Below are 22,974 nucleotides of genomic sequence, written 5' to 3'. Positions count from 1 at the left end.
ATGACCAAATAAAAACCCGGCGAATTTCTCACGCCGGGTCTGGTGTCATGCGGGCTGAACGCTTAGCGTTTGCTGATCTGGTCGAACGTGCCGCCGTTAGAGAAGTGCTCTTTCTGCGCTTTCGCCCAGCCGCCGAACTCTTCGTCAATGGTGAACAGCTTCAGTTTCGGGAACGCGCTGTCATATTTCTTCGCGACTTCCGGGTCGCGTGGACGATAGAAGTTTTTCGCCGCGATCTCCTGGCCTTCTGGAGAGTAGAGATACTTCAGATAGGCTTCGGCCACCGCTTTGGTGTCTTTTTTCTCAACCACTTTATCGACGATAGAAACGGTCGGTTCCGCCAGAATCGATTCGCTCGGGGTGACAATTTCGAACTTATCTTTGTCCAGTTCATGGGTTGCCAACAGCGCTTCGTTTTCCCATGCAATCAGCACGTCACCGATGCCGCGTTCTACGAAGGTATTGGTTGCGCCGCGCGCGCCGGAATCCAGCACTTCGACGTTTTTGAACAGGGACTTCACGAAATCCTGTGCTTTGGCCTGGTCACCGTTGTTATGGTGCAGCGCGTAGCCCCAGGCTGCCAGGTAGTTCCAGCGTGCGCCGCCGGAGCTTTTCGGGTTCGGGGTGATCACGGAAACGCCCGGTTTAACCAGATCGTTCCAGTCATGAATCTGTTTTGGATTACCTTTGCGCACAAGGAAGACGATGGTAGAAGTATACGGCGCGGAGTTGTCCGGTAGACGTTTAATCCAGTTTTTATCAATACGACCGCGCTCAGCGATGGCGTCTACGTCGTAGGCCAGCGCCAGGGTGACCACATCCGCTTCGATGCCGTTAATGACAGAGGTAGCCTGTTTACCGGAGCCGCCATGCGACTGGCGAATCACCACGTTATCGCCGGTCTCTTGCTTGTAGTGCGCCGCGAACGCTTTGTTGTATTGATCGTACAGCTCACGCGTCGGATCGTACGACACGTTTAGTAACTGGATGTCTTTTGCCAGAACGCTGGTCGATGCCAGCAATAACGTTAAACCCACGCCCCATTTGTTCATCGCCCAACTCTCTTAAAGTAGTGTTTTGATGAATGCAGCGTGCCAGAAAGAGAACCAATCATTAAAGAATAAAAAAAGATTGGCTATAACCTAGGGGAATAAACACCCCTCTCCGACGGGAAGAGGGGTGCCAGCAATCAATACAGTTTTTTCGCGCAGTCCAGCCAGTCACCTTTGAACGGACGCTTCATGCTTTCGATCGCGTCAACGATGTCATGGTGAACCAGTTTTTCGTTCTGAATACCGACGCAACGACCGCCATGACCCTGCAGCAGCAGTTCGATAGCGTATGCGCCCATACGGGAGGCCAGAATACGATCGTAAGGACCCGGGGAACCGCCGCGCTGGATGTGACCCAGAACCGTGGCACGCGTCTCGCGCTTGGTTTCGGTTTCGATGTATTTTGCCAGCTCGTCCACATCACAGATGTGTTCGGTAATCGCCACGATGGCGTGTTTTTTACCTTTCGCGATACCGGCTTTGATTTCGTTTACCAGGTCTTCACGGCTGAATTCCACTTCTGGAACGACGATGAACTCACAGCCGCCTGCAATGGCCGCAGCCAGGGTCAGGTCGCCGCAGTAACGGCCCATCACTTCAACGATGGAAATACGCTGGTGAGAAGAAGAGGTGTCACGCAGACGGTCAATCGCTTCAACAACCGTACCGAGGGCAGTGAAGAAGCCGATAGTGTAGTCGGTGCCTTTGATGTCGTTATCGATGGTGCCGGGCAGACCGATACATGGGAAGCCCATTTCAGTCAGGCGTTTTGCGCCCATATAAGAACCGTCACCGCCGATAACCACTAACGCGTCCAGGCCGCGTTTTTTCATGTTTTCGATAGCCACCTGACGGATGTGCTCTTCGCGGAATTCCGGGAAGCGCGCGGAACCGAGGAAGGTGCCGCCACGGTTAATCATGTCAGATACGCTGTAGCGATCGAGCTGAACCATACGGTCTTCATACAGACCCAGGTAGCCGTCATAAACGCCAAAAATTTCCAGACCTTCCGTCAACGCTGCACGCACAACACCACGAATTGCCGCGTTCATGCCTGGGGCATCACCGCCGCTTGTCAACACACCGATTTTCTTAATCATGACTACCTCTGAACTTAGGAATGCAAAATGAAATCTGTTGCCGGAAGAGGTCTATACCCGAAATATTTCAATTTGCAGGAAAGCACGGGCAACTTGAAATATAACGGGTCGATTCAACCAACCGATACTGCAAATAGTATATCAACCACTTCCAGCTGAATTGATTCAGGTCAGCCCCAATGGGGGTAATTTATCCACAAAATGCTGGCCTGGCTCACTTTTTTACAACGAATTACGAAAGCTCAAATGTCCTGGTACGACTGAGCAGGGATCCTGGTGAATAATGACGTCCGACCCCGGGAAACGCTGCAAAATCGCCTGTTCAACCTGCTCAGCAATCACATGCGCCTGAACCAGCGGCAGGTTATCTTCCATTTCTAAATGAATCTGAATAAAGCGGGTCGGCCCTGACTGCCGCGTACGAAGATCGTGAGCACCACTGACGCCCGGCCAGGAGGTGACGATATCAAAGATGTCTGCTCGTTCGGCATCGGGCAGCGCGCGGTCAAGAAGCGATTGCACAGCTTCATAACCCATTCGCAAGGCGCTGTATAAAATATAGATCCCAATCCCTAACGCAAATATTGCGTCGGCACGATGCCATCCATACCATGCGAGTCCGAGCGCAACAAGAATCGCACCATTCATCATAACATCAGACTGATAATGAAGCATATCTGCCCGTACCGCCTGACTTTGCGTTTTGCGAACCACCCAGCGTTGGAACGTTACCAGAACAATTGTGCTAATAAGTGCTATAACCGTTACGACCACGCCAACACCCGGGTCTTTCATGGGGACGGGCGAGGCCAAATGCTGAATACCGGTTAAAAAGAGAAATAACGCGGAGCCCGAAATAAACATACTTTGCGCCAGCGCGGCGAGCGATTCTGCTTTGCCGTGGCCGAACGTGTGTTCATCATCCGCAGGTTGCAGAGAATAGCGCACCACCAGCAGATTGGTTAACGACGCGGCGATGTCGACGAGGGAATCCACCAGTGCCGCCAGAATACTGACCGAGCCGGTATACCACCATGCAAAGATTTTGATGATTAGCAAACACGACGCCATAACCGTCGCGGCGATTGCGGCGCGGCTCACCAGCCGGCCATAGGATTGATTCATACACGCTCCTGTCATGCTCTGCCGCTAGTATAACGGATGCATCAGGAGGTAAAGCATGAATAAACGGTTAACAAATCAGAATGAAGCGGATAAAAACATCACCGCCATTTTCAAAGCGATCGTTTCGTCATTGCCAAAGTACCTTCCTGAAGGGTTGGGCTTTTCTGTGGCTCAAGCAGCGTCAGGATCGTCTGACCAATGTAGTTGCTCCAGTTAAAGCTATTTTGCAGCACAACCACTGCACTCTGGTTTTTTTTATCAAAACCGATATAGCTTGAATATCCGCCAATATATCCCACTTGATAGGTTATTTTCTGGCTGGCGGTTTCGTCACTGACCCAGGCGATATTAGCCGCCTCTTTTTGTCGGTAAAAATAGGTTTGCGTCACATCCGCCAGGGCGCGATCAATGGTGGGGTGTGATGTGGTACTGAAGTGCGCACGCGCATATTCAGCAAGATCGCGGGCGCTGCTATATAAGCTCGCCGCCCCCATCATATTTTGCTGAAATACCCAGTCGGGAGTGAGTGCGCCACGCGAGATAAATTTGGGTTGATCTCCTGCGTGTCCGAGCGCGCGGTAGGGATACGTCTTGAGCGATTCCGGCCTGAAGCTGCTGTTGCTCATCTGTAACGGTTTCAGGAGTTTATCCTGCGCTAATGTCTCCATCGATTTGCCGGTACGTCGTTGCAAAATATTGCTCAGAAGGGCATAGCCGATGTTGGAATACTGCGGTACCCGATAGGCTGGCGCGTCAAAATCGCTGAGATACGTCAGCAGCGAATCATTATCCAGTTGGGCATAGAAGTTTTCACCCGTTCGGAAATAGCTGAGAAGGTTCTCCAGCGTTAATAAATCCATGGGCTGACGGGGTAGACCCGAAGTATGAGTCACAAGCTGCAATAGCGTGATTTTTTTAGCATCCGGACTTAACGACGTTCCCCGTGGAAGCAGAGTTTCCAGCGTATCCGTCCAGTTAAGTTGTCCCTCATTCACGAAGAGCGTGGCAACCTCAGCGGTCACCCCTTTACTCAGCGATCCCAGTGCAAAGAGGGTATCAGGCGTAATCGCACGCTGACTCAGATCGTCCGTTACCCCATAAGAGTGGAATTCTGCCGGCCCATTATGATAGATGATCGCGACCACCATGCCGGTAACCTGCTTTTCCTGCATATATTGATTGATCATCGGATCAATATTGCGCCCGTAATATCCCACCGTCACCGGGGTGATATTTTGCTCGGGATTATCCATTTGCGACAACGTGCTGTTGGTGCAACCGGTCAGCGCCTGCAAGGGCGAAAGCAGCAGAGGTATTAAAAATTTCATCGTCAGAGAAAAACATCACTGTTAAATGGCAGACACAATGATGTCTGTCTAAAAAATGACGCAGAGCGTCGTTAACAGAAGTACATGAGCGAAAAAGATCAGAGCGTTATTGTTATCCCGCAAACCCAAGGCTCGTCGGTTTACTCTGTTTGGATTTCTGATTTTATCTTTATTTTACCGCCACTTATCTTTGGCGGTTCAGCTATCTCAGTACTACTGTTAGTAATGATAACTGAATGAACTACGTCGTCCTAGTGAATTACCGTACGTAAAAAGCGCAACGCGGGCGGTTGAATGTACTCGCAATGGCGGTAATGAAATACGCAATCGGCGTTACGCTGCGGGCAGAGTCGAGATTTTGGGCAAAAAAAACCCCCTCATCATGAGGGGGAAGACAGGGATGGTGTCTATGGCAAGGAAAACAGGGTCTACTGGTTGCTACGGGTATTGCTACTGAAAAGCGTCATATCAGAGCTTTGTTGCATCCGGGCAACCTCACGCAACTGATCCATTCGTTGCTGATGTTTCTCGTTCAAAACCGCTTGCTGCTCGGGCGATAGCAGGTGGAACATTTGATTGCGAACCCTGGCCATCTCGACCTGGCGGGCAACTTGTTCCTGCGCCATCTTTTGTGCCTGAGCGCGTACAGCGCTTTCGTCAAAATTTTCTGCAGTGACAAGGCTGTGCATTGTCTCTATTTCGCTAACATTAACAGGGGGCTGATCGTGTCTTGCCCTGTGCATCAGATCTCGCATCTGTTGACGCTGGTGTTCAGTTAAATTTATGCCGTCAAACATATGGCTTTGGCCACTGTGCTGCGTAATGCCCTCAGCTGAGGACCCGTTAACGCCGGTGATGACTCCAGCAGCCTGGCTTAAAGCACTAAACGCCAGTGTTGAGGCCATGACGGCAGCGGTAACTTTGCGCATCACTTGCTCCCAAAATCTTTCGTGTCGCGATTCAACGAAGACAGATTACGATACGTGCTGCAAACATGCGTCAGGGGGTGTAAAACAACGTAAAGTCATGGATTAGACAGCCTTGATGTCGTAATTTCTGCCTCGGAGGTATTTAAACAATGAATAAAATCCTGTTAGTTGATGATGACCGAGAGCTTACATCTCTACTAAAAGAGCTGCTGGACATGGAAGGTTTCAACGTGATTGTTGCCCATGATGGGGAACAGGCGCTGAGTCTCCTGGACGACAGCATTGACTTGCTTTTGCTTGACGTGATGATGCCGAAGAAAAACGGTATCGATACGCTTAAAGAACTACGCCAGACCTATCAGACACCTGTAATTATGCTGACCGCTCGCGGCAGCGAACTGGATCGCGTTCTCGGCCTTGAGCTGGGCGCGGATGACTATTTACCTAAACCGTTTAACGATCGCGAGCTGGTAGCGCGTATCCGCGCGATTCTGCGTCGTTCCCACTGGAGCGAACAGCAGCAGAATAGCGATAACAGTTCACCGACGCTGGAAGTGGATTCCTTGAGCCTGAACCCTGGCCGCCAGGAAGCAAGCTTTGATGGCGTCACGCTGGAATTAACCGGCACCGAGTTCACCCTGCTTTATCTGCTGGCGCAACATCTCGGCCAGGTGGTATCGCGTGAACATTTGAGTCAGGAAGTGCTGGGCAAGCGTCTTACGCCGTTTGACCGCGCCATCGACATGCACATCTCTAATCTGCGCCGTAAGCTGCCGGAGCGCAAAGACGGTCACCCATGGTTTAAAACCCTACGTGGTCGCGGTTATCTGATGGTTTCCGCTTCATGATAGGCAGCTTAACCGCCCGCATCTTCGCCATTTTTTGGCTGACGCTGGCACTGGTTTTGATGCTGGTTTTGATGTTGCCAAAACTCGACTCACGCCAGATGACGGAGCTTCTCGACAGCGAGCAACGTCAGGGCGTGATGATCGAACAACACGTAGAAGCTGAACTGGCAAACGATCCGCCCAATGATTTGATGTGGTGGCGCAGGCTGTTTCGCGCTATCGACAAATGGGCGCCGCCCGGACAACGCCTGCTGCTGGTCACCAGCGAAGGCCGCGTGATCGGTGCGGAACGCAATGAAATGCAAATTATCCGTAACTTCATTGGCCAGGCGGATAACGCCGATCATCCGCAAAAGAAAAAGTACGGTCGGGTAGAAATGGTGGGGCCATTTTCCATCAGGGATGGGGAAGATAATTACCAGCTCTATCTGATTCGACCGGCAAGTAGCTCCCAGACTGACTTTATCAACTTGCTGTTTGACCGTCCGCTGCTGCTGCTGATTGTCACCATGCTGTTGAGTTCCCCGCTACTGTTATGGCTGGCGTGGAGCCTGGCAAAACCGGCGCGTAAGCTGAAAAACGCGGCGGATGAAGTGGCTCAGGGCAACCTGCGACAGCATCCGGAACTGGAAGCCGGGCCGCAAGAATTCCTTGCCGCTGGAGCCAGTTTTAACCAGATGGTCACCGCACTCGAAAGGATGATGACTTCTCAGCAACGTTTACTGTCGGACATCTCACACGAGCTGCGCACCCCGCTGACGCGCCTGCAACTCGGCACCGCGCTGCTGCGTCGTCGTAGCGGTGAAAGCAAGGAGCTGGAGCGTATCGAGATGGAAGCGCATCGTCTGGACAGCATGATCAACGACCTGCTGGTGATGTCGCGCAATCAGCAAAAAAATGCGCTGGTGAGCGAAACGGTGAAAGCCAATCACCTGTGGCATGAGGTGTTGGATAACGCCGCGTTCGAAGCCGAACAGATGGGCAAGTCGTTTACCGTCAACTTCCCGCCGGGACCGTGGCCGCTGTACGGTAACCCCAACACGCTGGAAAGCGCGCTGGAGAATATCGTGCGTAATGCCCTGCGCTATTCGCACACGAAGATTGAGGTGGCGTTTTCGGTCGATAAAGATGGGGTCACCATCAACGTGGACGACGATGGTCCAGGCGTGAGTCCGGATGATCGTGAGCAGATTTTCCGGCCGTTCTACCGTACCGACGAGGCCCGCGATCGCGAGTCAGGCGGCACGGGGCTTGGGCTGGCGATTGTCGAAACCGCCATTCAGCAGCATCGCGGCTGGGTGAAAGCCGACGACAGCCCGCTGGGAGGATTACGGTTAACCATGTGGTTGCCGCTGTATAAGCGTTCGTAGCCCTTTGCCCTCACCCTACCCCTCTCCCACAGGGAGAGGGAATGCTTCAGTGCCATCTTTCCCCTCTCCAACAGGAAAAGAATGGCTCCGTGCAGTCTTTCTCCCTCTCCCCTTGGGAGAGGGCCGGGGTGAGGGGATAACAGTCGCGCTATTTCCCCCACAATCTCCGCGAATTATCCTCGATCTTGCGGGCAATTCGTCGCTTCTGCATCGTTCGGGTCCAGCTTGTCGACAGCCCCGCCGCAGACAAAAGCCGATGGTACTGTTCGTCATCAAACGGCATATGCCAGGCGATGGCGCAGGCATCGTAAACCGACACATCACTCAGACGCGACGCCAGCTCCAGCGGCGCATCGGCAAAAACCTGCCCCGCCAGCACCACGCGATACAGCCAGCCGGTTTTACCCGCGCTTTGCATCTGCGAGGACATATCGCTGATACCGAAATGGAAGTTGAGTTTAAAGCATGGGGAACGCGGCTGCGTGACCTGAATCAGCGCATCGCCCCAGCGATAAATGTCGCCGATAAAGACGTCTTTTTCGGTCATCCCGCCGGTCGACAGGTTTTCACCAAACGCGGGAGCGACGAAGAGATCCGCCTGCTCGGGGAATTCACGCGCCCAATGGAGATAGTGTTCGCGGGGATAATGGCACAGCGCGCGCTCAGGCCCGCCATGGATTTTCTTTTCGGCCTGCTCGTCACCCGCCAGCCCGAGATCGGTCAGGGTCAGTTCGCCGTCGACCTGCACTTTGGCGATAGCGCTCGGACGGCTACCGTCGTAATCCCTTACCTTGCCTGTAAACACGTTAACTGGATAGCGCATGTGTCATTGCTCCTTTCTGCAGAGACAAAAAAAGCGAGTCATCAGACTCGCTTCTCACAGGCGTCAATGCAACCTTATTTTTTAGCGGCGAAACGCGCTGCTGCTTCGTCCCAGTTCACCACGTCCCAGAATGCTTTGATGTAGTCTGGACGACGGTTCTGGAATTTCAGGTAGTAAGCGTGTTCCCACACGTCCAGGCCCACGATTGGGAAACCAGACACGCCAGAAACGGCTTCACCCATCAGCGGGGAATCCTGGTTAGCGGTAGAAACCACAGCCAGTTTGTCACCTTTCAGTACCAGCCAAGCCCAGCCAGAACCGAAACGGGTCGCAGCGGCTTTCTCGAATTCCGCTTTGAAAGCATCCACAGAACCGAAATCGCGCTCGATAGCGGCTTTCAGGTCGCCCTGCAGGGTGGTGCCGGTTTTCAGGCCTTTCCAGAACAGGCTGTGGTTAGCGTGACCGCCAGCGTTGTTACGCAGAACGGTTTTCTTGTCTGCTGGCAGTTGATCCAGTTTGGTGATCAGCTCTTCAACGGACAATTCAGCGAATTCTGGCAGGCTTTCCAGCGCAGCGTTCGCGTTGTTTACATAAGCCTGGTGGTGTTTAGTGTGATGGATTTCCATCGTCTGCTTGTCGAAATGCGGTTCCAGTGCGTCATAGGCATACGGCAGGGATGGCAGTGTATAACTCATAATCCTCTCCATTATTGTCGGGCGGCACAGCTGTTAATGCCGCGTAAGCAGTTGGTTCATTATAGTTAATTAAATGATATTGAAAATGATTATCAATGCCGTACTTTTTATAAGGTTATTCATTTTTGTATCATTCGTGAAATTGTGAGTCTGCTCACGCGGTTAACGCGTTGATTGCCATTTGGCAGAAAAGTGCGGCAACCTTCTGAAGGTTCGCTCACCGCTTAATTTTTACACTCATCGGGTCGGAGGGAAGCCAACGACATATAAAAACGATGAGGATGTAAAAATGAATCATGCGATTACGATGGGTATTTTCTGGCATTTGATAGGCGCAGCCAGTGCAGCCTGTTTCTATGCCCCGTTTAAAAAGGTCAAACATTGGTCATGGGAAACCATGTGGTCCGTTGGCGGTACGGTTTCGTGGCTGATCCTGCCCTGGACCATCAGCGCCATACTTCTGCCCGATTTCTGGGCCTACTTCACCTCCTTTAACGCCTCGACGCTGCTGCCCGTTTTTCTGTTTGGCGCAATGTGGGGCATCGGTAATATTAACTACGGCCTGACCATGCGCTATCTGGGCATGTCGATGGGGATCGGGATTGCCATCGGGATCACCCTGATCGTCGGCACGCTGATAACGCCAATCCTGAACGGTAATTTCGACGTGCTGCTCAACACCCATGGCGGACGAATGACGCTGCTCGGCGTGCTGGTAGCGGTAATTGGCGTGGGGATAGTCACCCGCGCAGGTCAGTTGAAAGAGCGCAAAATGGGCATCACCGCCGAGGATTTCAATCTGAGGAAAGGGCTGGTGCTGGCGGTGATGTGCGGCATTTTCTCGGCGGGCATGTCGTTTGCGATGAACGCGGCCAAACCGATGCACGAAGCCGCTGCCGCGCTCGGCGTTGATCCGCTGTACGTCGCGTTGCCAAGCTATGTGGTGATCATGGGCGGCGGTGCGCTGGTCAATCTGGGTTTCTGTTTTATTCGTCTGGCAAAAGTGAAGAATCTGTCGGTAAAAGCCGACTTCTCGCTGGCAAAATCCCTGATCGTCACCAACGTGCTGCTTTCGGCGCTCGGCGGCCTGATGTGGTATTTACAGTTCTTCTTTTACGCCTGGGGCCACGCCAGCATTCCATCGCAATATGACTATATCAGCTGGATGCTGCACATGAGCTTCTACGTGTTGTGCGGCGGGATGGTGGGCCTGGTGCTAAAAGAGTGGAACAACGCCGGGCGTCGTCCGGTGGGCGTGCTGAGTCTGGGTTGCGTGGTGATTATTATTGCCGCCAACATTGTCGGCCTGGGCATGGCGAGTTAACTACGCTGCTTTTCGACTGCGATGACGCCACTGAACCGGCGTCATCCCTACCTCCCGGTTAAACACCACCGAAAAATAGTTACTGTCCTCAAAGCCGCAGCGCATCGCCACTTCACTCACCATCAGCTCTGTATGTTGCAGCAGATATTGCGCGTGGCAAATGCGTAACTGGCGCAAATAGTGGTTCACGGTCATGCCCGTCTGAGTGCGGAACTGCTGGCGCAAGGCGCGTTCGCTGCACTGCTCTTGCTCGCAAAACTTCTCCAGCACAAAGCTGCGGTTCAGGCTGCCAGCCAGCGCGGTAATCAGCTTATCCAGCAGCGCCTCTTGCTCGTTCGCCGAAGGATTATCGGTCGCGTAACGAAAGCGTTTGAGCGTCATCACCAGTTGGGCGAACAGCAGTTCAGCCATCTCGTTCGCACTCTGATCCGCCTTCAAACTCTCCTGCTCAAGCTGCGTGATAACGGGCCTGACCTGCGCCATACCGTTGCTGCTTAAACGCCAGTGCGGCGCGCCGCGTGCATCGTTAAAGCCAGGAATGTTGCTGGCCCAGTCAACGTTCAGCTTGAGCCTGTCGGGGCAATAAATGACGTTTTGCAAAACCAGATCGTTAACCGAGGCGTAGGAATGTTTATCTTCCGCGCGGATATAAAACAGGTCACCGCGCGTAATGCGGTAAGGGCGATCGTTGAGGACGTGAAGGCCGTTGCCGCGCCACACTAGCACTAACTCGCAAAACTCGTGCGTGTGCTCAGCAAAGACATTTTGCGGATAGCGGTCCGCCACCGCGACAGCCTGTCCGGCGTTGGCAAAAAAATCAGTTTTGCGAAGGATTAACGGAACGCCCACGACACACCCCAGCGGCTAATAACCGAACATTATTAGCGGGTTCGCGATAAAAAAACGGTGATTGGCCTCGCGTTACTGAAGTGACGCATCACGACCCTGACGGATTTCGCGCGGTGACCAGCTAAACTCCCGGCGAAAAAGCGTCGAAAAGTGGTTACTGTCGCCAAAACCACAGCGATAAGCGATTTCCGTCACGCTCTCATCCGTGTGACGCAAAAGATGGCGGGCTTTGATCAATCGCAGACGGTTCAGATAGCGCTGCGGCGTCAATCCGGTGTGCTGTTTGAGCTGGCGATGCAGAGTGCGTAGGGAAAGCGAAAACACGTCCGCCACCGTCTCCCAACTCACCTCTTCGGCAAAGTGATCTTCCAGCCAGGCCATCAGTTGATTGAGCCGCGCGTCGTTATTCTCGAGACCTTCCACCAGACTGCTACGGCGCAGGAGCACCAGCAGTTGCATGAATGTCAGTTCACGGCTGGCGAGCGCATGTGATTCGGTATTTTCCTCGGCCTGCTCCATCTGGGTGACAAGCTGACGTACCTGCTGCAGCGTGGATTGATTCACTCGCCAGTGCGACGGATAGTGCCCGTCTTTTTCCTGCGGCAGCAGCTGGTTTAGCCCCGATAAAAACTGGAACGCATCCGGAGAACGATAGAGCACATTCGTCAGGCACAGGTTGTCGGTATGTTCATACATGTGCCGGTCGTGGTCGCGTACAAAACAGACCGTTCCACCGCTGATGGTGTACGGCTGGCCGTTAAAAACGTGAATGCCCGTACCATGCTCAACAATCACAATTTCATGAAAATCATGGTGATGTTCCGGAAAGGCCGCCTGTGGCAGGCGCGGCTCAATCGCAACGGGCGAATGTCCGGAAGGGAAAAAATCCACGCTGTGCAGAACGGTCATAACGGCCACCACCAATGAGAAATGTTCTCAAAATAGTAATTAAGGGCCGCGATTCTCACCTTCAATTTTCGACAGTAAAGCGCGCAAAGCCTGTCGGATTTTTAAGAAACAGCGGGAAAGATCGGGAAATGCGGCAATCGTCACATGGCCTGACATCCGCGCCAGAACTGGAAACTGTGAACTCCCTCACGTTCATCTTTGATTCCTTGCCAGCCGCGGATTTTGGCTGTCAGTGGCGAGAAGGTCTGTTTTTCTTTCCTTTCTTACACTCTCCGGTAATGAATTAAAGAAGGACCGGAACATGACTCTTCGCCATTGTGTCGCTGTCGATTTAGGCGCCTCCAGCGGTCGCGTAATGCTGGCCTGCTACGCCCCTGAACAGCGCACGCTGACTCTTCGCGAGATCCACCGTTTTGTTAACTGCCTGCAAAAACAGGGCGGCGTGGACACCTGGGATATTGACAGCCTGGAAGCTGAAATCCGCACTGGCCTGAACAAGGTCTGCGAAGAAGGCATTCTGATTGACAGTATCGGGATTGATACCTGGGGCGTGGATTACGTCCTGCTGGACCGCGACGGCGCGCGCATCGGTTTGCCGGTATCTTATCGCGACAGCCGCACCGACGGCGTGATGGCCCGCGCCATTGAACAGCTCGGCAAAGCGGATATCTACGGGCGCAGCGGCATTCAGTTTTTACCGTTCAACACGCTGTATCAGCTGCGTGCGCTGGCGGAACAGCAGCCAGAGTTGATTAAGAACGTCGCTCACGCGCTGCTGATCCCGGACTACTTCAGCTATCGCCTGACCGGCAATATGAACTGGGAATACACCAACGCCACCACCACGCAGTTGGTCAACATCAACTCGGATAACTGGGATGAAAGCCTGCTCAACTGGACCGGCGTCTCCGCCGCCTGGTTTGGCACGCCGACGCATCCCGGCAATGTGATCGGTCACTGGATTTGCCCGCTGGGCAATCAAATCCCCGTTGTCGCGGTAGCAAGCCACGACACCGCCAGCGCCGTGATTGCCTCTCCGCTCGCCAGCAAAGACGCGGCGTATCTCTCGTCCGGCACCTGGTCGCTGATGGGTTTTGAGAGCAAAACGCCGTACACCAGCGATGCGGCGCTGGCTGCCAACATCACCAACGAAGGTGGCGCGGAAGGCCGCTATCGGGTGCTGAAAAATATCATGGGGCTGTGGCTGCTCCAGCGCGTGCTGAAAGAGCAAAACGTCTGCGACCTGTCGGCGCTGATTGCCGATACCGAAACGCTGGCGGCATGCCGTTTCGTGATCAACCCAAACGACGATCGCTTTATCAACCCGGCCAATATGACCGCCGAAATCCAGGCCGCCTGTCGCGAAACAAACCAGCCTGTTCCGAACACTCCTGCTGAACTGGCGCGCTGTATTTTCGACAGCCTCGCCTTGCTGTATGCCGACGTGCTGCAGGAGTTGGCAACGCTTCGCGGTAAACCATTCAGCCAGTTACACATCGTGGGCGGCGGCTGCCAGAACCGGCTGCTGAATCAGCTGTGTGCCGACGCCTGCGGGATCACCGTCGTGGCGGGTCCTGTCGAGGCGTCCGCGCTCGGCAATATCGGTATCCAGTTGATGACGCTGGACGAACTCACCAACGTGGACGATTTCCGCACCGTGGTCACGGGCAACTACGCCCTCACCACGTTTACCCCTCATTCCTGCCATGAAATTGCCCGCTACCGAGCGCAGTTTCAGCAAAAACGACTGACTAAGGAGCTTTGCGCATGACCACTCAACTTGAACAAGCCTGGGAACTGGCTAAACAGCGTTTCGCCGCCGTCGGCGTGGATGTCGAAGAGGCGCTGCGTCAGCTCGATCGTCTGCCGGTTTCCATGCACTGCTGGCAAGGCGATGACGTCGCAGGCTTTGAAAATACCGGCGCCGCGCTGACAGGGGGTATTCAGGCCACCGGTAACTATCCGGGGAAAGCGCGTAACGCGACCGAGCTGCGCGCCGACCTGGAGCTGGCGCTGAGCTTAATACCCGGCCCAAAACGCCTGAATCTGCATGCGATTTACCACGAAGCCCCGGAGCCGGTCGCGCGTAACGAAATCAAACCGGAACACTTTAAGAACTGGGTCGAGTGGGCAAAAGCCAACAAGCTCGGGCTGGATTTCAATCCGTCCTGCTTCTCGCATCCGCTGAGCGCCGACGGTTTTACTCTCTCTCACGCAGATGATGAAATTCGCCAGTTCTGGATCGACCACGTCAAGGCCAGCCGCCGCGTGTCCGCCTATTTTGGCGAACAACTGGGCACGCCATCGGTGATGAACATCTGGATCCCGGACGGCATGAAAGACATCACCGTCGACCGTCTGGCCCCACGCCAGCGCCTGCTGGCCGCGCTCGATGAGATCATCAGCGAAAAGATAAATCCGGCGCATCACATTGATGCCGTGGAAAGTAAGCTGTTTGGTATCGGCGCGGAGAGCTACACCGTCGGCTCGAACGAGTTCTATATGGGTTACGCCACCAGCCGCCAGACCGCGCTATGCCTGGATGCCGGCCACTTCCATCCAACGGAAGTGATCTCCGACAAAATCTCTGCCGCCATGCTCTACGTGCCGCGCCTGCTGCTGCACGTCAGCCGTCCGGTGCGTTGGGACAGTGACCATGTGGTGCTGCTGGATGACGAAACCCAGGCTATTGCCAGCGAAATCATCCGTCACGATCTGTTCGACCGCGTGCACATTGGGCTCGACTTCTTCGACGCCTCTATCAACCGCATCGCCGCGTGGGTAATTGGTACACGCAACATGAAAAAAGCCCTGCTGCGCGCGCTGCTTGAGCCTACGGCTGCACTGAAACAGCTCGAAGAAAACGGCGATTACACCGCGCGTCTGGCGCTGCTGGAAGAGCAAAAATCCCTGCCGTGGCAGGCCATCTGGGAAATGTACTGCCAGCGCAACGACGCGCCAGCCGGTAGCCAGTGGCTGGACAACGTACGGGCATATGAGAAAGAGGTGTTGAGTCAGCGCGGGTAATTTTGCCCTCACCCCCGCCCTCTCCCACAGGGAGAGGGAGCAAACCGAGCGGCCCTCCACCAAAAGGCAGAGGGAGAAGACCGAGCGGCCCTCCACCAGAAGGCAGAGGGAGAAGACCGGGCTGCCCTCCACCAGAAGGCAGAGGGAAAAAACCGAGCGGCCCTCCATCAGAAGGCAGAGGAAAAAAACCGAGCGCCCCTCCACCAGAAGGCAGAGGAAAAAAACCGAGCGGCCCTCCATCAGAAGGCAGAGGAAAAAAACCGAGCGGTCCTCCACCAGAAGGCAGAGGGAGAAGACCGCACCGAATAGTCCCCTCTCCCTGTGGGAGAGGGCTAGGGTGAGGGCAGCAGGCCTCACCGAATATCAGATTTTGTAGGCCGGGTAAGCGCAGCGCCACCCGGCACTTTGAAGGAAAGAGAAACTATGCAGACCATCACCAACGCCTGGTTCGTCCAGGGCATGATTAAAGCCACTACCGACGCCTGGTTGAAAGGCTGGGACGAGCGCAACGGCGGCAACCTGACGCTGCGTCTTGACGATGAGGATATCGCCCCGTTTGAAGCAGACTTTCACCACAATCCGCGCTATATCGCGCTGAGCCAGCCGATGCCGCTGCTCGCCAACACGGCATTTATCGTCACCGGCTCCGGTAAGTTCTTCCGCAACGTGCAGCTCGATCCGAGCGCGAATTTAGGCGTGGTAAAAGTGGACAGCGATGGCGCGGGCTATCACATTCTTTGGGGGCTGACGAACGAAGCGGTACCGACGTCTGAGCTGCCAGCGCATTTCCTCTCCCACTGCGAACGTATCAAAGCGACCGATGGGAAAGACCGCGTGATCATGCACTGTCATGCCACCAACCTGATCGCACTGACTTACGTGCTGGAGAACGACAGCGCGTTTATCACTCGCAAACTGTGGGAAGGCAGCACCGAATGTCTGGTGGTGTTCCCGGACGGCGTGGGCATCTTACCGTGGATGGTGCCGGGTACCGACGAGATCGGCCAGGCGACGGCGCAAGACATGCAAAAACATTCGTTGGTGCTGTGGCCATTCCACGGTGTGTTCGGCAGCGGTCCAACGCTGGATGAAGCCTTTGGCCTGATCGATACTGCCGAGAAATCCGCCGAAGTGTTAGTCAAAGTCTATTCCATGGGCGGAATGAAACAGACCATTACTCAGGAAGAACTGATTGCACTGGGCAAACGCTTTGGCGTGACCCCGATGAAATCGGCGTTAGAGCTGTACAAATAAGAACATCGCGCCCCGCTCACTGAGACGGGGCGAAACCACCTGCAATCCCTACACAAATCACTTATTCAGTGGAGTAAAAGCAATGAAAATAAAACTAAGCTTAATCCTCACCGTTGCCGCTCTGGCGTTGTCCGGTTCCGCAGTAGCAGAAGTCAAAATCGCCCTGGTGGCGAAATCCCTCGGGAATGGATTCTTCGAAGCCGCGAACGTCGGCGCGCAGGAGGCGGCCAAAGAGTTAGGTGATGTCAAAGTGATTTACACCGGTCCAACGACGACCACCGCCGAAGCGCAGATCGAAGTGCTGAACGGGTTGATCGCACAAGGTGTCGATGCGATCGCCATTTCCGCTAACGATCCGGATGCCCTGGTTCCGGTGCTCAAGAAAGCCATGCAGCGCGGCATCAAAGTGGTGTCGTGGGATTCTGGCGTGGCGAAAGCCGGGCGTCAGATCCATCTAAATCCTTCAAATAATGCGCTGATCGGCGAAACCAACGTCAAGCTGGCGGCAGATGCATTGAAAGCCCTTAACGTGGAAAAAGGGGAGGTGGCGGTACTGAGCGCGACACCAACCTCTACCAACCAGAACACCTGGATTGCCGAGATGAAAAAGGTGCTGCCGAAGTACCCGTCCGTCAATCTGGTGACCGTGGCCTACGGCGACGATCTCTCTGACAAAAGCTACCGCGAAGCGGTTGGCCTGCTGAAAACCTATCCTGATTTAAAAGTGATTGTCTCGCCATCCTCCGTCGGCATTGTCGCAGCCGCGCAGGCAGTGAAAGACCAGGGCAAAATCGGCAAAGTGTATGTCACCGGTCTGGGCTTACCGTCTGAAATGGCGGGCGCAGTGAAATCCGGCGCGAGCAAAAGCTTTGCTATCTGGAACCCCATCGATCTCGGCTATGCCGCAACCTATCTGGCGGACGATCTGGTGAAAGGCACCGCCACCAAAGATGAAGCCAGCATGGGCAAACTGGGCAAAGTGAAGCTGGATGCCGACGGCAGCGGCGCGATGGCTGAGCCGTTCGTCTACGATGCCAGCAACATTGATAAGTTCTCTAAGATTTTCTAATCCCCACTCCCTCTCCCAAAGGGAAAGGGAACGTTAACCCCCCCTCTCCCACAGGGAGAGGGCCGGGGTGAGGGCATCAGACCGCACGCCCCCTAACCCTCTTCCGAGGGGAGGCGGATACTACGGAGAACTATCATGACCCCATTGCTTCAACTTAAGGGCATCACCAAGATTTTCCCTGGTGTGCGCGCCCTTGAGAACGTGCAGCTTGAGCTTTGGCCCGGCAAAGTCACCGCCCTTATCGGCGAAAATGGCGCGGGCAAATCGACGCTGGTCAAAGTAATGACCGGCATTTACCAGCCTGAAGAGGGCGAAATCCTCTACAAAGCGATCCCCATTCAGCTCCCAACACCGGAATCGGCGCACAAAGTCGGGATCACCGCCATTCACCAGGAAACGGTGCTGTTCGATGAACTATCGGTCACCGAAAATATTTTCGTCGGTCAGTATCTGCACAAAGGCTTTTTCAAAAAGCTCGACTGGCCGGAAATGCACCGTCGCGCGCAGGAGATTTTGTCGCGTCTCGAGGTACAGATTGACCCGCGCGCCACGCTCAAAACCCTGAGTATTGCCCAGCGTCATATGGTGGCTATTGCCCGTGCGCTGTCGTTTGAGGCGCAGGTAGTTATCCTCGACGAACCCACAGCCGCGCTGTCTCAGCATGAAATCCTCGAGTTCTATCACATCGTTGAGCGCTTAAAGCAGGAAGGCAAAGCCATTCTGTTTATCTCGCACAAATTCGACGAGATTTTCGAACTGGCGGATCACTACACCATTTTGCGCGACGGCGTGTTTGTCGGCGCGGGCGCGATGAATGAGATCACCGAAGAACGCATGGTCTCAATGATGGTGGGTCGTGCTATCACCCAAACCTTCCCAAAAGTGGAATGCGAAAAAGGCGACACGGTACTGGAGATCAACGATCTCTGCCATCCGACGGAATTCGCGCACATTTCGTTCTCACTGCGCAAAGGCGAAATCCTCGGCTTTTACGGCCTGGTCGGTGCAGGACGTACCGAGCTGATGCAGGCGTTGTCTGGCGTCACGCGCCCGTCTTCAGGGGAAATCGTGCTGAACGGCAAAGCGCAACAGTTCCGCCAGCCGTCCGATGCCATCAAAGCGGGGATTGTCTGCGTGCCGGAAGAGCGGCAAAAACAGGGGGCGATTATTGCCCTGCCGATTGCGCAAAACATCAGCCTGCCGCAGCTCGGCAAGCTCAACCCCAACGGCGTGTTGAATGACCGCCGCGAATGGGCGCTGGCGGACGAATACGCGACGCGTCTGCAGGTGAAAGCCTTTAGCTGGAAACAGCCGGTCGAAACCCTCTCCGGTGGTAATCAGCAAAAAGTGGTGATCGGCAAATGGCTGGCGACGCATCCTGACGTGATAATCCTCGATGAGCCGACAAAAGGCATCGATATTGGCTCAAAAGCGGCCGTTCATCAGTTTATGTCCGAGCTGGTTGGACAGGGGCTGGCGGTAATTATGGTCTCGTCGGAACTGCCGGAAGTGATGGGTATGGCTGACCGCATTATCGTGATGCACGAGGGGCTGATGGTGGCCGAATACCAAGCAGGTGATGCGACGGCGGAAACCATCGTCAGCGCGGCCAGCGGTGCAAAACAGGAGGCGGCGTAATGATCAAGCAACTGTTGAAGCACCGTGAGGCGCTGCTCGGCGCGGTGATCGTGCTGATGATTCTCGCCATCGGTAGCCGCGTGCCGTCATTTATCGCGCCGGGCAATCTGGTGGAGATGTTCAACGACACCGCCATTCTGATCATTCTCGCACTCGGTCAGATGATGGTATTGCTGACCAAAGGCATCGACCTGTCGATGGCGGCAAACCTGGCGCTGACCGGGATGATTGTCGCGCTGATTAATTTCCATTATCCGGATGTTCCCGTCTGGGCGCTGCTGATTCTGGCCACCGGGCTTGGGTTGCTGATGGGCGCGATCAACGGCCTGCTGGTGTGGAAGCTCGGCATCCCGGCGATTGTGGTGACGCTCGGCACCATGAGCATTTACCGCGGAATTATCTTTTTGCTCTCCGGCGGCGGCTGGGTGAACTCCAACCAGATGGGCACGGATTTTCTCGCCCTGCCGCGCACAGCGATTTTAGGTTTGCCTGTGCTGAGCTGGTGTGCGGTTACTGCGCTGCTGTTGGTGGGCTATTTCCTACGCTACAGCCGCACCGGACGCGCCCTTTACACCGCGGGCGGCAACGCGACGGCGGCGTATTACACCGGGATTAACGCCGGAAAAATGCAGTTCGTCAGCTTCTGCCTGTCGGGCGCGCTGGCCGGATTCTGCGGCTATCTGTGGATCTCGCGCTTCGCGGTGGCGTACGTCGACGTGGCAAACGGGTTTGAGCTGCAAGTCGTGGCGGCGTGCGTAATTGGCGGCATCAGCACCATGGGCGGCACCGGACGTGTCCTGGGCTGCCTGTTCGGCGCGCTGTTCCTCGGCGTTATCAATAACGCGCTACCGGTGATTGGCGTTTCGCCGTTCTGGCAAATGGCGATTTCCGGCACGGTGATTGTGATTGCGGTGCTGCTCAACGAGCGCGGCAATAAACGCAAAGGACGGCTGATCTTGCGCGATGCAGCGCTGGCACGTCAGAAACAGGCGGTGAACTCATGAGCAAAATAATGACGTCGGAAGAGATGAACAATACGCCTGCGCCAACGGGAATTTTCCAGCGTCTGCTGTGCTGGGAAGGATTTTTGCTGGCCGTGACCCTGGCGGTGTTTGTGGTCAATGCTTTCGCCTCGCCCTATTTTCTTGATATCTGGAATCTGTCGGACGCGACGTTTAACTTCACCGAAAAGGCGATCATCGTGCTGCCGATGGCGATGCTGATTATCGCCCGTGAGATCGATCTGTCAGTGGCGTCCACTATCGCGCTGAGTTCCACGGTGATGGGCTTTTGCGCGGCGGCGGGCGTGGATACGCCGCTGCTGGTGTGCGTGGGATTGGGCGTCGGGCTGCTGTGCGGATTGTTCAACGGCCTGCTGGTGACCCGCTTTAATCTGTCGTCGATTGTCATCACCATCGGCACCATGAGCCTGTATCGCGGCATTACCTATATTTTGCTCGGCGACCAGGCGCTGAACAGCTATCCCGAAAGTTTCGCCTGGCTGGGTCAAGGCTACGTGTGGGGCGCGCTGTCATTCGAATTTGCGCTGTTTATCGTGCTGGCCGCGGTGTTTGCCTTCGTGTTGCATCGCACCAACTTTGGCCGACGCACCTACGCCATCGGCAACAATCCGACCGGGGCCTGGTATTCCGGCATCAACGTGAAACGTCACAACTTACTGCTGTTTGCGCTTGTGGGGCTGATGTCCGGGCTGGCGTCGGTATTGCTCACCTCGCGTTTAGGCAGCACGCGCCCGACGATTGCGATGGGCTGGGAATTGGCAGTGGTGACGATGGCAGTGCTCGGCGGCGTCAATATTCTCGGCGGGTCCGGCAGCATGGTGGGCGTGATTATCGCCGCCTTCCTGATGGGGCTGGTGACCTTTGGCCTGAGCTTGCTGAATGTGCCCGGCATTGTGATGTCGGTGATCATCGGCGCGATGCTGATTGTGGTGATCTCCCTGCCAATTATCACCCGCCGGATGATGCAACGAAGACGGATTTGAGTCCCCTCACCCTACCCTCTCCCAAAGAGAGAGGGGGAAAAGCCGCACCGAGCAGTCCCTTCTCCCCTCTGCGGAGAAGGTTGGGCGAGGAGAACAGGATTTCCCAAAATCAATGTTAAGGAGAATTATCATGAGCTTTATGTTGGCGCTTCCCAAAATCAGCCTGCACGGCGCGGGCGCAATCGGCGATATGGTCAATCTGGTGGCAAACAAACAGTGGGGAAAAGCGCTGATTGTTACCGACGGACAGCTGGTGAAAATGGGGCTGCTCGACAGCCTCTTCACCGCGCTGGACGCCCATCAGATGTCTTATCATCTGTTCGATGACGTGTTTCCAAATCCCACCGAAGCGCTGGTGCAGAAAGGGTTCGCGGCGTATCAGGATGCGGACTGCGATTACCTAATCGCTTTCGGCGGCGGCAGCCCGATTGATACCGCGAAGGCGATTAAAATCCTGACGGCGAATCCTGGCCCGTCCACCGCTTATTCTGGCGTAGGGAAAGTCAAAAATTCAGGCGTGCCGCTGGTGGCGATCAACACCACTGCAGGCACGGCGGCGGAGATGACCAGCAACGCGGTGATTATCGATACCGCGCGTCAGGTGAAAGAGGTCATTATCGATTCAAACATCATTCCGGATATCGCCGTGGATGACGCCAGCGTGATGCTCGATATCCCCGCCTCCGTCACAGCCGCAACGGGAATGGATGCGCTGACGCACGCCATCGAAGCCTATGTGTCTGTTGGCGCGCACCCGCTCACCGACGCCAACGCGCTGGAAGCCATTCGCCTGATCGCGCTTTGGCTGCCGAAAGCGGTTGATGACGGGCATAACCTGCACGCCCGTGAGCAGATGGCTTTTGGGCAGTATCTGGCGGGCATGGCGTTTAACAGCGCCGGTCTGGGTCTGGTGCACGCTCTGGCGCATCAGCCGGGCGCGACGCACAACCTGCCGCACGGCGTGTGCAACGCTATTCTCCTGCCGATCATCGAAAACTTTAACCGACCCACTGCGATAGCGCGTTTTGCCCGCGTGGCGCAGGTAATGGGCGTCGAGACGCGTGAAATGAGCGACGAAACCGCAAGCCAGTCAGCGATTCAGGCCATACGCGACCTGAGCACGCGAATCGGTATTCCATCGGGATTCAGCCAGCTTGGCGTAACCAAAGCGGATATCGAAGGCTGGCTGGACAAAGCGCTCGCCGACCCGTGCGCACCGTGCAACCCGCGTACCGCCAGCCGCGACGAGGTTCACGAGCTGTATCTGGAGGCATTATGATCCGCAAAGCTTTTGTGATGCAGGTAAACCCAGATTCACACGACGAATATGAGCGCCGCCACACGCCGATCTGGCCAGAACTTGAATCAGTGTTGAAAGACCACGGTGCGCACCATTACGCCATTTATCTGGATAAAGCCCGTAATCTGCTGTTTGCGACTGTCGAGATTGAATCGGAAGAGCGCTGGAACGCAGTGGCACATACCGACGTTTGCCAGCGCTGGTGGAAACACATGCGCGACGTGATGCCCTCAAATCCGGACAACAGCCCGGTGAGTGCAGAACTGAAAGAGGTGTTTTACCTGGATTAAGCGTTTTGCGCTGCCGCATGAACTGCGGCAGCGTCCTGG

Annotated in this window: 21 protein-coding genes; 12 read left to right on the top strand and 9 right to left on the bottom strand. The window is 55.1% G+C overall.

The features are described 5' to 3' along the window. Positions 1-62: 62 nt before the first annotated feature. The 5 genes from ACKI5T_RS16240 to cpxP all read right to left on the bottom strand — a co-directional run bounded on the left by ACKI5T_RS16240 (position 63) and on the right by cpxP (position 5,534). A complete protein-coding gene (locus tag ACKI5T_RS16240; protein WP_407438766.1) occupies positions 63-1,052 on the bottom strand; it encodes a sulfate ABC transporter substrate-binding protein in 990 nt (329 codons plus the stop codon). 137 nt (positions 1,053-1,189) lie between these two features. Then, a complete protein-coding gene (pfkA, locus tag ACKI5T_RS16235) occupies positions 1,190-2,152 on the bottom strand; it encodes a 6-phosphofructokinase (protein WP_407438765.1) in 963 nt (320 codons plus the stop codon). Between the two features lie 222 nt (positions 2,153-2,374). Next, entirely contained in the window at positions 2,375-3,277 is a 903-nt protein-coding gene (gene fieF, locus ACKI5T_RS16230) for a CDF family cation-efflux transporter FieF (RefSeq protein ID WP_015961016.1), read from the bottom strand. A gap of 110 nt (positions 3,278-3,387) precedes the next feature. Further along, positions 3,388-4,605, bottom strand: coding sequence for a serine hydrolase domain-containing protein (locus ACKI5T_RS16225; RefSeq protein ID WP_407438762.1), 1,218 nt, complete (start codon positions 4,603-4,605; stop codon positions 3,388-3,390). Positions 4,606-5,033: 428 nt separating this feature from the next. Further along, positions 5,034-5,534, bottom strand: coding sequence for a cell-envelope stress modulator CpxP (gene cpxP, locus ACKI5T_RS16220; RefSeq protein ID WP_015961018.1), 501 nt, complete (start codon positions 5,532-5,534; stop codon positions 5,034-5,036). A gap of 149 nt (positions 5,535-5,683) precedes the next feature. Here cpxP and cpxR point away from each other — a divergent pair, with 149 nt between their 5' ends. After that, positions 5,684-6,382 (top strand): envelope stress response regulator transcription factor CpxR, encoded by a 699-nt coding sequence (gene cpxR, locus ACKI5T_RS16215; protein ID WP_015961019.1) that lies wholly within the window; start codon positions 5,684-5,686, stop codon positions 6,380-6,382. Then, complete coding sequence (gene cpxA / locus ACKI5T_RS16210) at positions 6,379-7,752, top strand: envelope stress sensor histidine kinase CpxA (RefSeq protein WP_015961020.1); 1,374 nt, start codon at positions 6,379-6,381, stop codon at positions 7,750-7,752. Before cpxR ends, cpxA begins: the two co-directional genes overlap by 4 nt. 148 nt (positions 7,753-7,900) lie before the next feature. Here the strand turns inward: cpxA and yiiM are convergent, their stop codons facing one another. Both yiiM and sodA read right to left on the bottom strand, forming a co-directional pair. After that, positions 7,901-8,575, bottom strand: coding sequence for a 6-hydroxyaminopurine reductase (yiiM, locus tag ACKI5T_RS16205; protein ID WP_407438759.1), 675 nt, complete (start codon positions 8,573-8,575; stop codon positions 7,901-7,903). A gap of 74 nt (positions 8,576-8,649) precedes the next feature. Beyond that, positions 8,650-9,270, bottom strand: coding sequence for a superoxide dismutase [Mn] (gene sodA, locus ACKI5T_RS16200; RefSeq protein ID WP_015961022.1), 621 nt, complete (start codon positions 9,268-9,270; stop codon positions 8,650-8,652). Positions 9,271-9,559: 289 nt separating this feature from the next. Here sodA and rhaT point away from each other — a divergent pair, with 289 nt between their 5' ends. Beyond that, a complete protein-coding gene (rhaT, locus tag ACKI5T_RS16195) occupies positions 9,560-10,594 on the top strand; it encodes an L-rhamnose/proton symporter RhaT (RefSeq protein ID WP_407438757.1) in 1,035 nt (344 codons plus the stop codon). On the opposite strand, the gene rhaR is transcribed toward rhaT, so the two are convergent. Both rhaR and rhaS (ACKI5T_RS16185) read right to left on the bottom strand, forming a co-directional pair. After that, positions 10,595-11,443, bottom strand: coding sequence for an HTH-type transcriptional activator RhaR (gene rhaR / locus ACKI5T_RS16190; RefSeq protein WP_407438756.1), 849 nt, complete (start codon positions 11,441-11,443; stop codon positions 10,595-10,597). Positions 11,444-11,515: 72 nt separating this feature from the next. Next, a complete protein-coding gene (gene rhaS / locus ACKI5T_RS16185; RefSeq protein ID WP_407438754.1) occupies positions 11,516-12,352 on the bottom strand; it encodes an HTH-type transcriptional activator RhaS in 837 nt (278 codons plus the stop codon). A gap of 301 nt (positions 12,353-12,653) precedes the next feature. Here rhaS (ACKI5T_RS16185) and rhaB point away from each other — a divergent pair, with 301 nt between their 5' ends. The 9 genes from rhaB to rhaM all read left to right on the top strand — a co-directional run bounded on the left by rhaB (position 12,654) and on the right by rhaM (position 22,935). Next, positions 12,654-14,123 (top strand): rhamnulokinase, encoded by a 1,470-nt coding sequence (gene rhaB / locus ACKI5T_RS16180; RefSeq protein WP_407438753.1) that lies wholly within the window; start codon positions 12,654-12,656, stop codon positions 14,121-14,123. Next, positions 14,120-15,379 (top strand): L-rhamnose isomerase, encoded by a 1,260-nt coding sequence (gene rhaA, locus ACKI5T_RS16175; protein ID WP_407438751.1) that lies wholly within the window; start codon positions 14,120-14,122, stop codon positions 15,377-15,379. Before rhaB ends, rhaA begins: the two co-directional genes overlap by 4 nt. A 423-nt stretch (positions 15,380-15,802) precedes the next feature. Then, a complete protein-coding gene (gene rhaD, locus ACKI5T_RS16170) occupies positions 15,803-16,633 on the top strand; it encodes a rhamnulose-1-phosphate aldolase (protein WP_407438750.1) in 831 nt (276 codons plus the stop codon). Positions 16,634-16,715: 82 nt separating this feature from the next. Continuing rightward, complete coding sequence (rhaS, locus tag ACKI5T_RS16165) at positions 16,716-17,702, top strand: rhamnose ABC transporter substrate-binding protein (RefSeq protein WP_407438748.1); 987 nt, start codon at positions 16,716-16,718, stop codon at positions 17,700-17,702. A 135-nt stretch (positions 17,703-17,837) separates the two neighbouring features. Beyond that, the gene (locus tag ACKI5T_RS16160) at positions 17,838-19,340 is read left to right on the top strand and encodes a sugar ABC transporter ATP-binding protein (RefSeq protein WP_407438746.1); all 1,503 of its coding nucleotides are present in this window, start codon (positions 17,838-17,840) and stop codon (positions 19,338-19,340) included. Then, positions 19,340-20,344, top strand: coding sequence for an ABC transporter permease (locus ACKI5T_RS16155; RefSeq protein WP_407438744.1), 1,005 nt, complete (start codon positions 19,340-19,342; stop codon positions 20,342-20,344). The genes ACKI5T_RS16160 and ACKI5T_RS16155 overlap by 1 nt, the downstream gene beginning before the upstream one ends. Further along, complete coding sequence (locus ACKI5T_RS16150) at positions 20,341-21,345, top strand: ABC transporter permease (protein WP_407438742.1); 1,005 nt, start codon at positions 20,341-20,343, stop codon at positions 21,343-21,345. Before ACKI5T_RS16155 ends, ACKI5T_RS16150 begins: the two co-directional genes overlap by 4 nt. A 130-nt stretch (positions 21,346-21,475) precedes the next feature. Next, the gene (fucO, locus tag ACKI5T_RS16145) at positions 21,476-22,624 is read left to right on the top strand and encodes a lactaldehyde reductase (protein WP_407438740.1); all 1,149 of its coding nucleotides are present in this window, start codon (positions 21,476-21,478) and stop codon (positions 22,622-22,624) included. Next, positions 22,621-22,935, top strand: a complete 315-nt coding sequence (gene rhaM / locus ACKI5T_RS16140) for an L-rhamnose mutarotase (protein WP_015961034.1) — start codon at positions 22,621-22,623, stop codon at positions 22,933-22,935. Before fucO ends, rhaM begins: the two co-directional genes overlap by 4 nt. Positions 22,936-22,974: the final 39 nt, after the last annotated feature.

Origin of the sequence: Lelliottia sp. (genome assembly GCF_045627565.1) — a bacterium.
Lineage (GTDB): Bacteria > Pseudomonadota > Gammaproteobacteria > Enterobacterales > Enterobacteriaceae > Enterobacter.
This window is presented reverse-complemented; position numbering and strand designations above follow the sequence as displayed.

Coding starts and splice junctions, on each gene's coding strand:
- ACKI5T_RS16240 (WP_407438766.1), bottom strand. CDS start 1,052: ATGAACAAATGGGGCGTGGGTTTAACGTTATTGCTGGCATCGACCAGC.
- pfkA (WP_407438765.1), bottom strand. CDS start 2,152: ATGATTAAGAAAATCGGTGTGTTGACAAGCGGCGGTGATGCCCCAGGC.
- fieF (WP_015961016.1), bottom strand. CDS start 3,277: ATGAATCAATCCTATGGCCGGCTGGTGAGCCGCGCCGCAATCGCCGCG.
- ACKI5T_RS16225 (WP_407438762.1), bottom strand. CDS start 4,605: ATGAAATTTTTAATACCTCTGCTGCTTTCGCCCTTGCAGGCGCTGACC.
- cpxP (WP_015961018.1), bottom strand. CDS start 5,534: ATGCGCAAAGTTACCGCTGCCGTCATGGCCTCAACACTGGCGTTTAGT.
- cpxR (WP_015961019.1), top strand. CDS start 5,684: ATGAATAAAATCCTGTTAGTTGATGATGACCGAGAGCTTACATCTCTA.
- cpxA (WP_015961020.1), top strand. CDS start 6,379: ATGATAGGCAGCTTAACCGCCCGCATCTTCGCCATTTTTTGGCTGACG.
- yiiM (WP_407438759.1), bottom strand. CDS start 8,575: ATGCGCTATCCAGTTAACGTGTTTACAGGCAAGGTAAGGGATTACGAC.
- sodA (WP_015961022.1), bottom strand. CDS start 9,270: ATGAGTTATACACTGCCATCCCTGCCGTATGCCTATGACGCACTGGAA.
- rhaT (WP_407438757.1), top strand. CDS start 9,560: ATGAATCATGCGATTACGATGGGTATTTTCTGGCATTTGATAGGCGCA.
- rhaS (WP_407438754.1), bottom strand. CDS start 12,352: ATGACCGTTCTGCACAGCGTGGATTTTTTCCCTTCCGGACATTCGCCC.
- rhaB (WP_407438753.1), top strand. CDS start 12,654: ATGACTCTTCGCCATTGTGTCGCTGTCGATTTAGGCGCCTCCAGCGGT.
- rhaA (WP_407438751.1), top strand. CDS start 14,120: ATGACCACTCAACTTGAACAAGCCTGGGAACTGGCTAAACAGCGTTTC.
- rhaD (WP_407438750.1), top strand. CDS start 15,803: ATGCAGACCATCACCAACGCCTGGTTCGTCCAGGGCATGATTAAAGCC.
- rhaS (WP_407438748.1), top strand. CDS start 16,716: ATGAAAATAAAACTAAGCTTAATCCTCACCGTTGCCGCTCTGGCGTTG.
- ACKI5T_RS16160 (WP_407438746.1), top strand. CDS start 17,838: ATGACCCCATTGCTTCAACTTAAGGGCATCACCAAGATTTTCCCTGGT.
- ACKI5T_RS16155 (WP_407438744.1), top strand. CDS start 19,340: ATGATCAAGCAACTGTTGAAGCACCGTGAGGCGCTGCTCGGCGCGGTG.
- ACKI5T_RS16150 (WP_407438742.1), top strand. CDS start 20,341: ATGAGCAAAATAATGACGTCGGAAGAGATGAACAATACGCCTGCGCCA.
- fucO (WP_407438740.1), top strand. CDS start 21,476: ATGAGCTTTATGTTGGCGCTTCCCAAAATCAGCCTGCACGGCGCGGGC.
- rhaM (WP_015961034.1), top strand. CDS start 22,621: ATGATCCGCAAAGCTTTTGTGATGCAGGTAAACCCAGATTCACACGAC.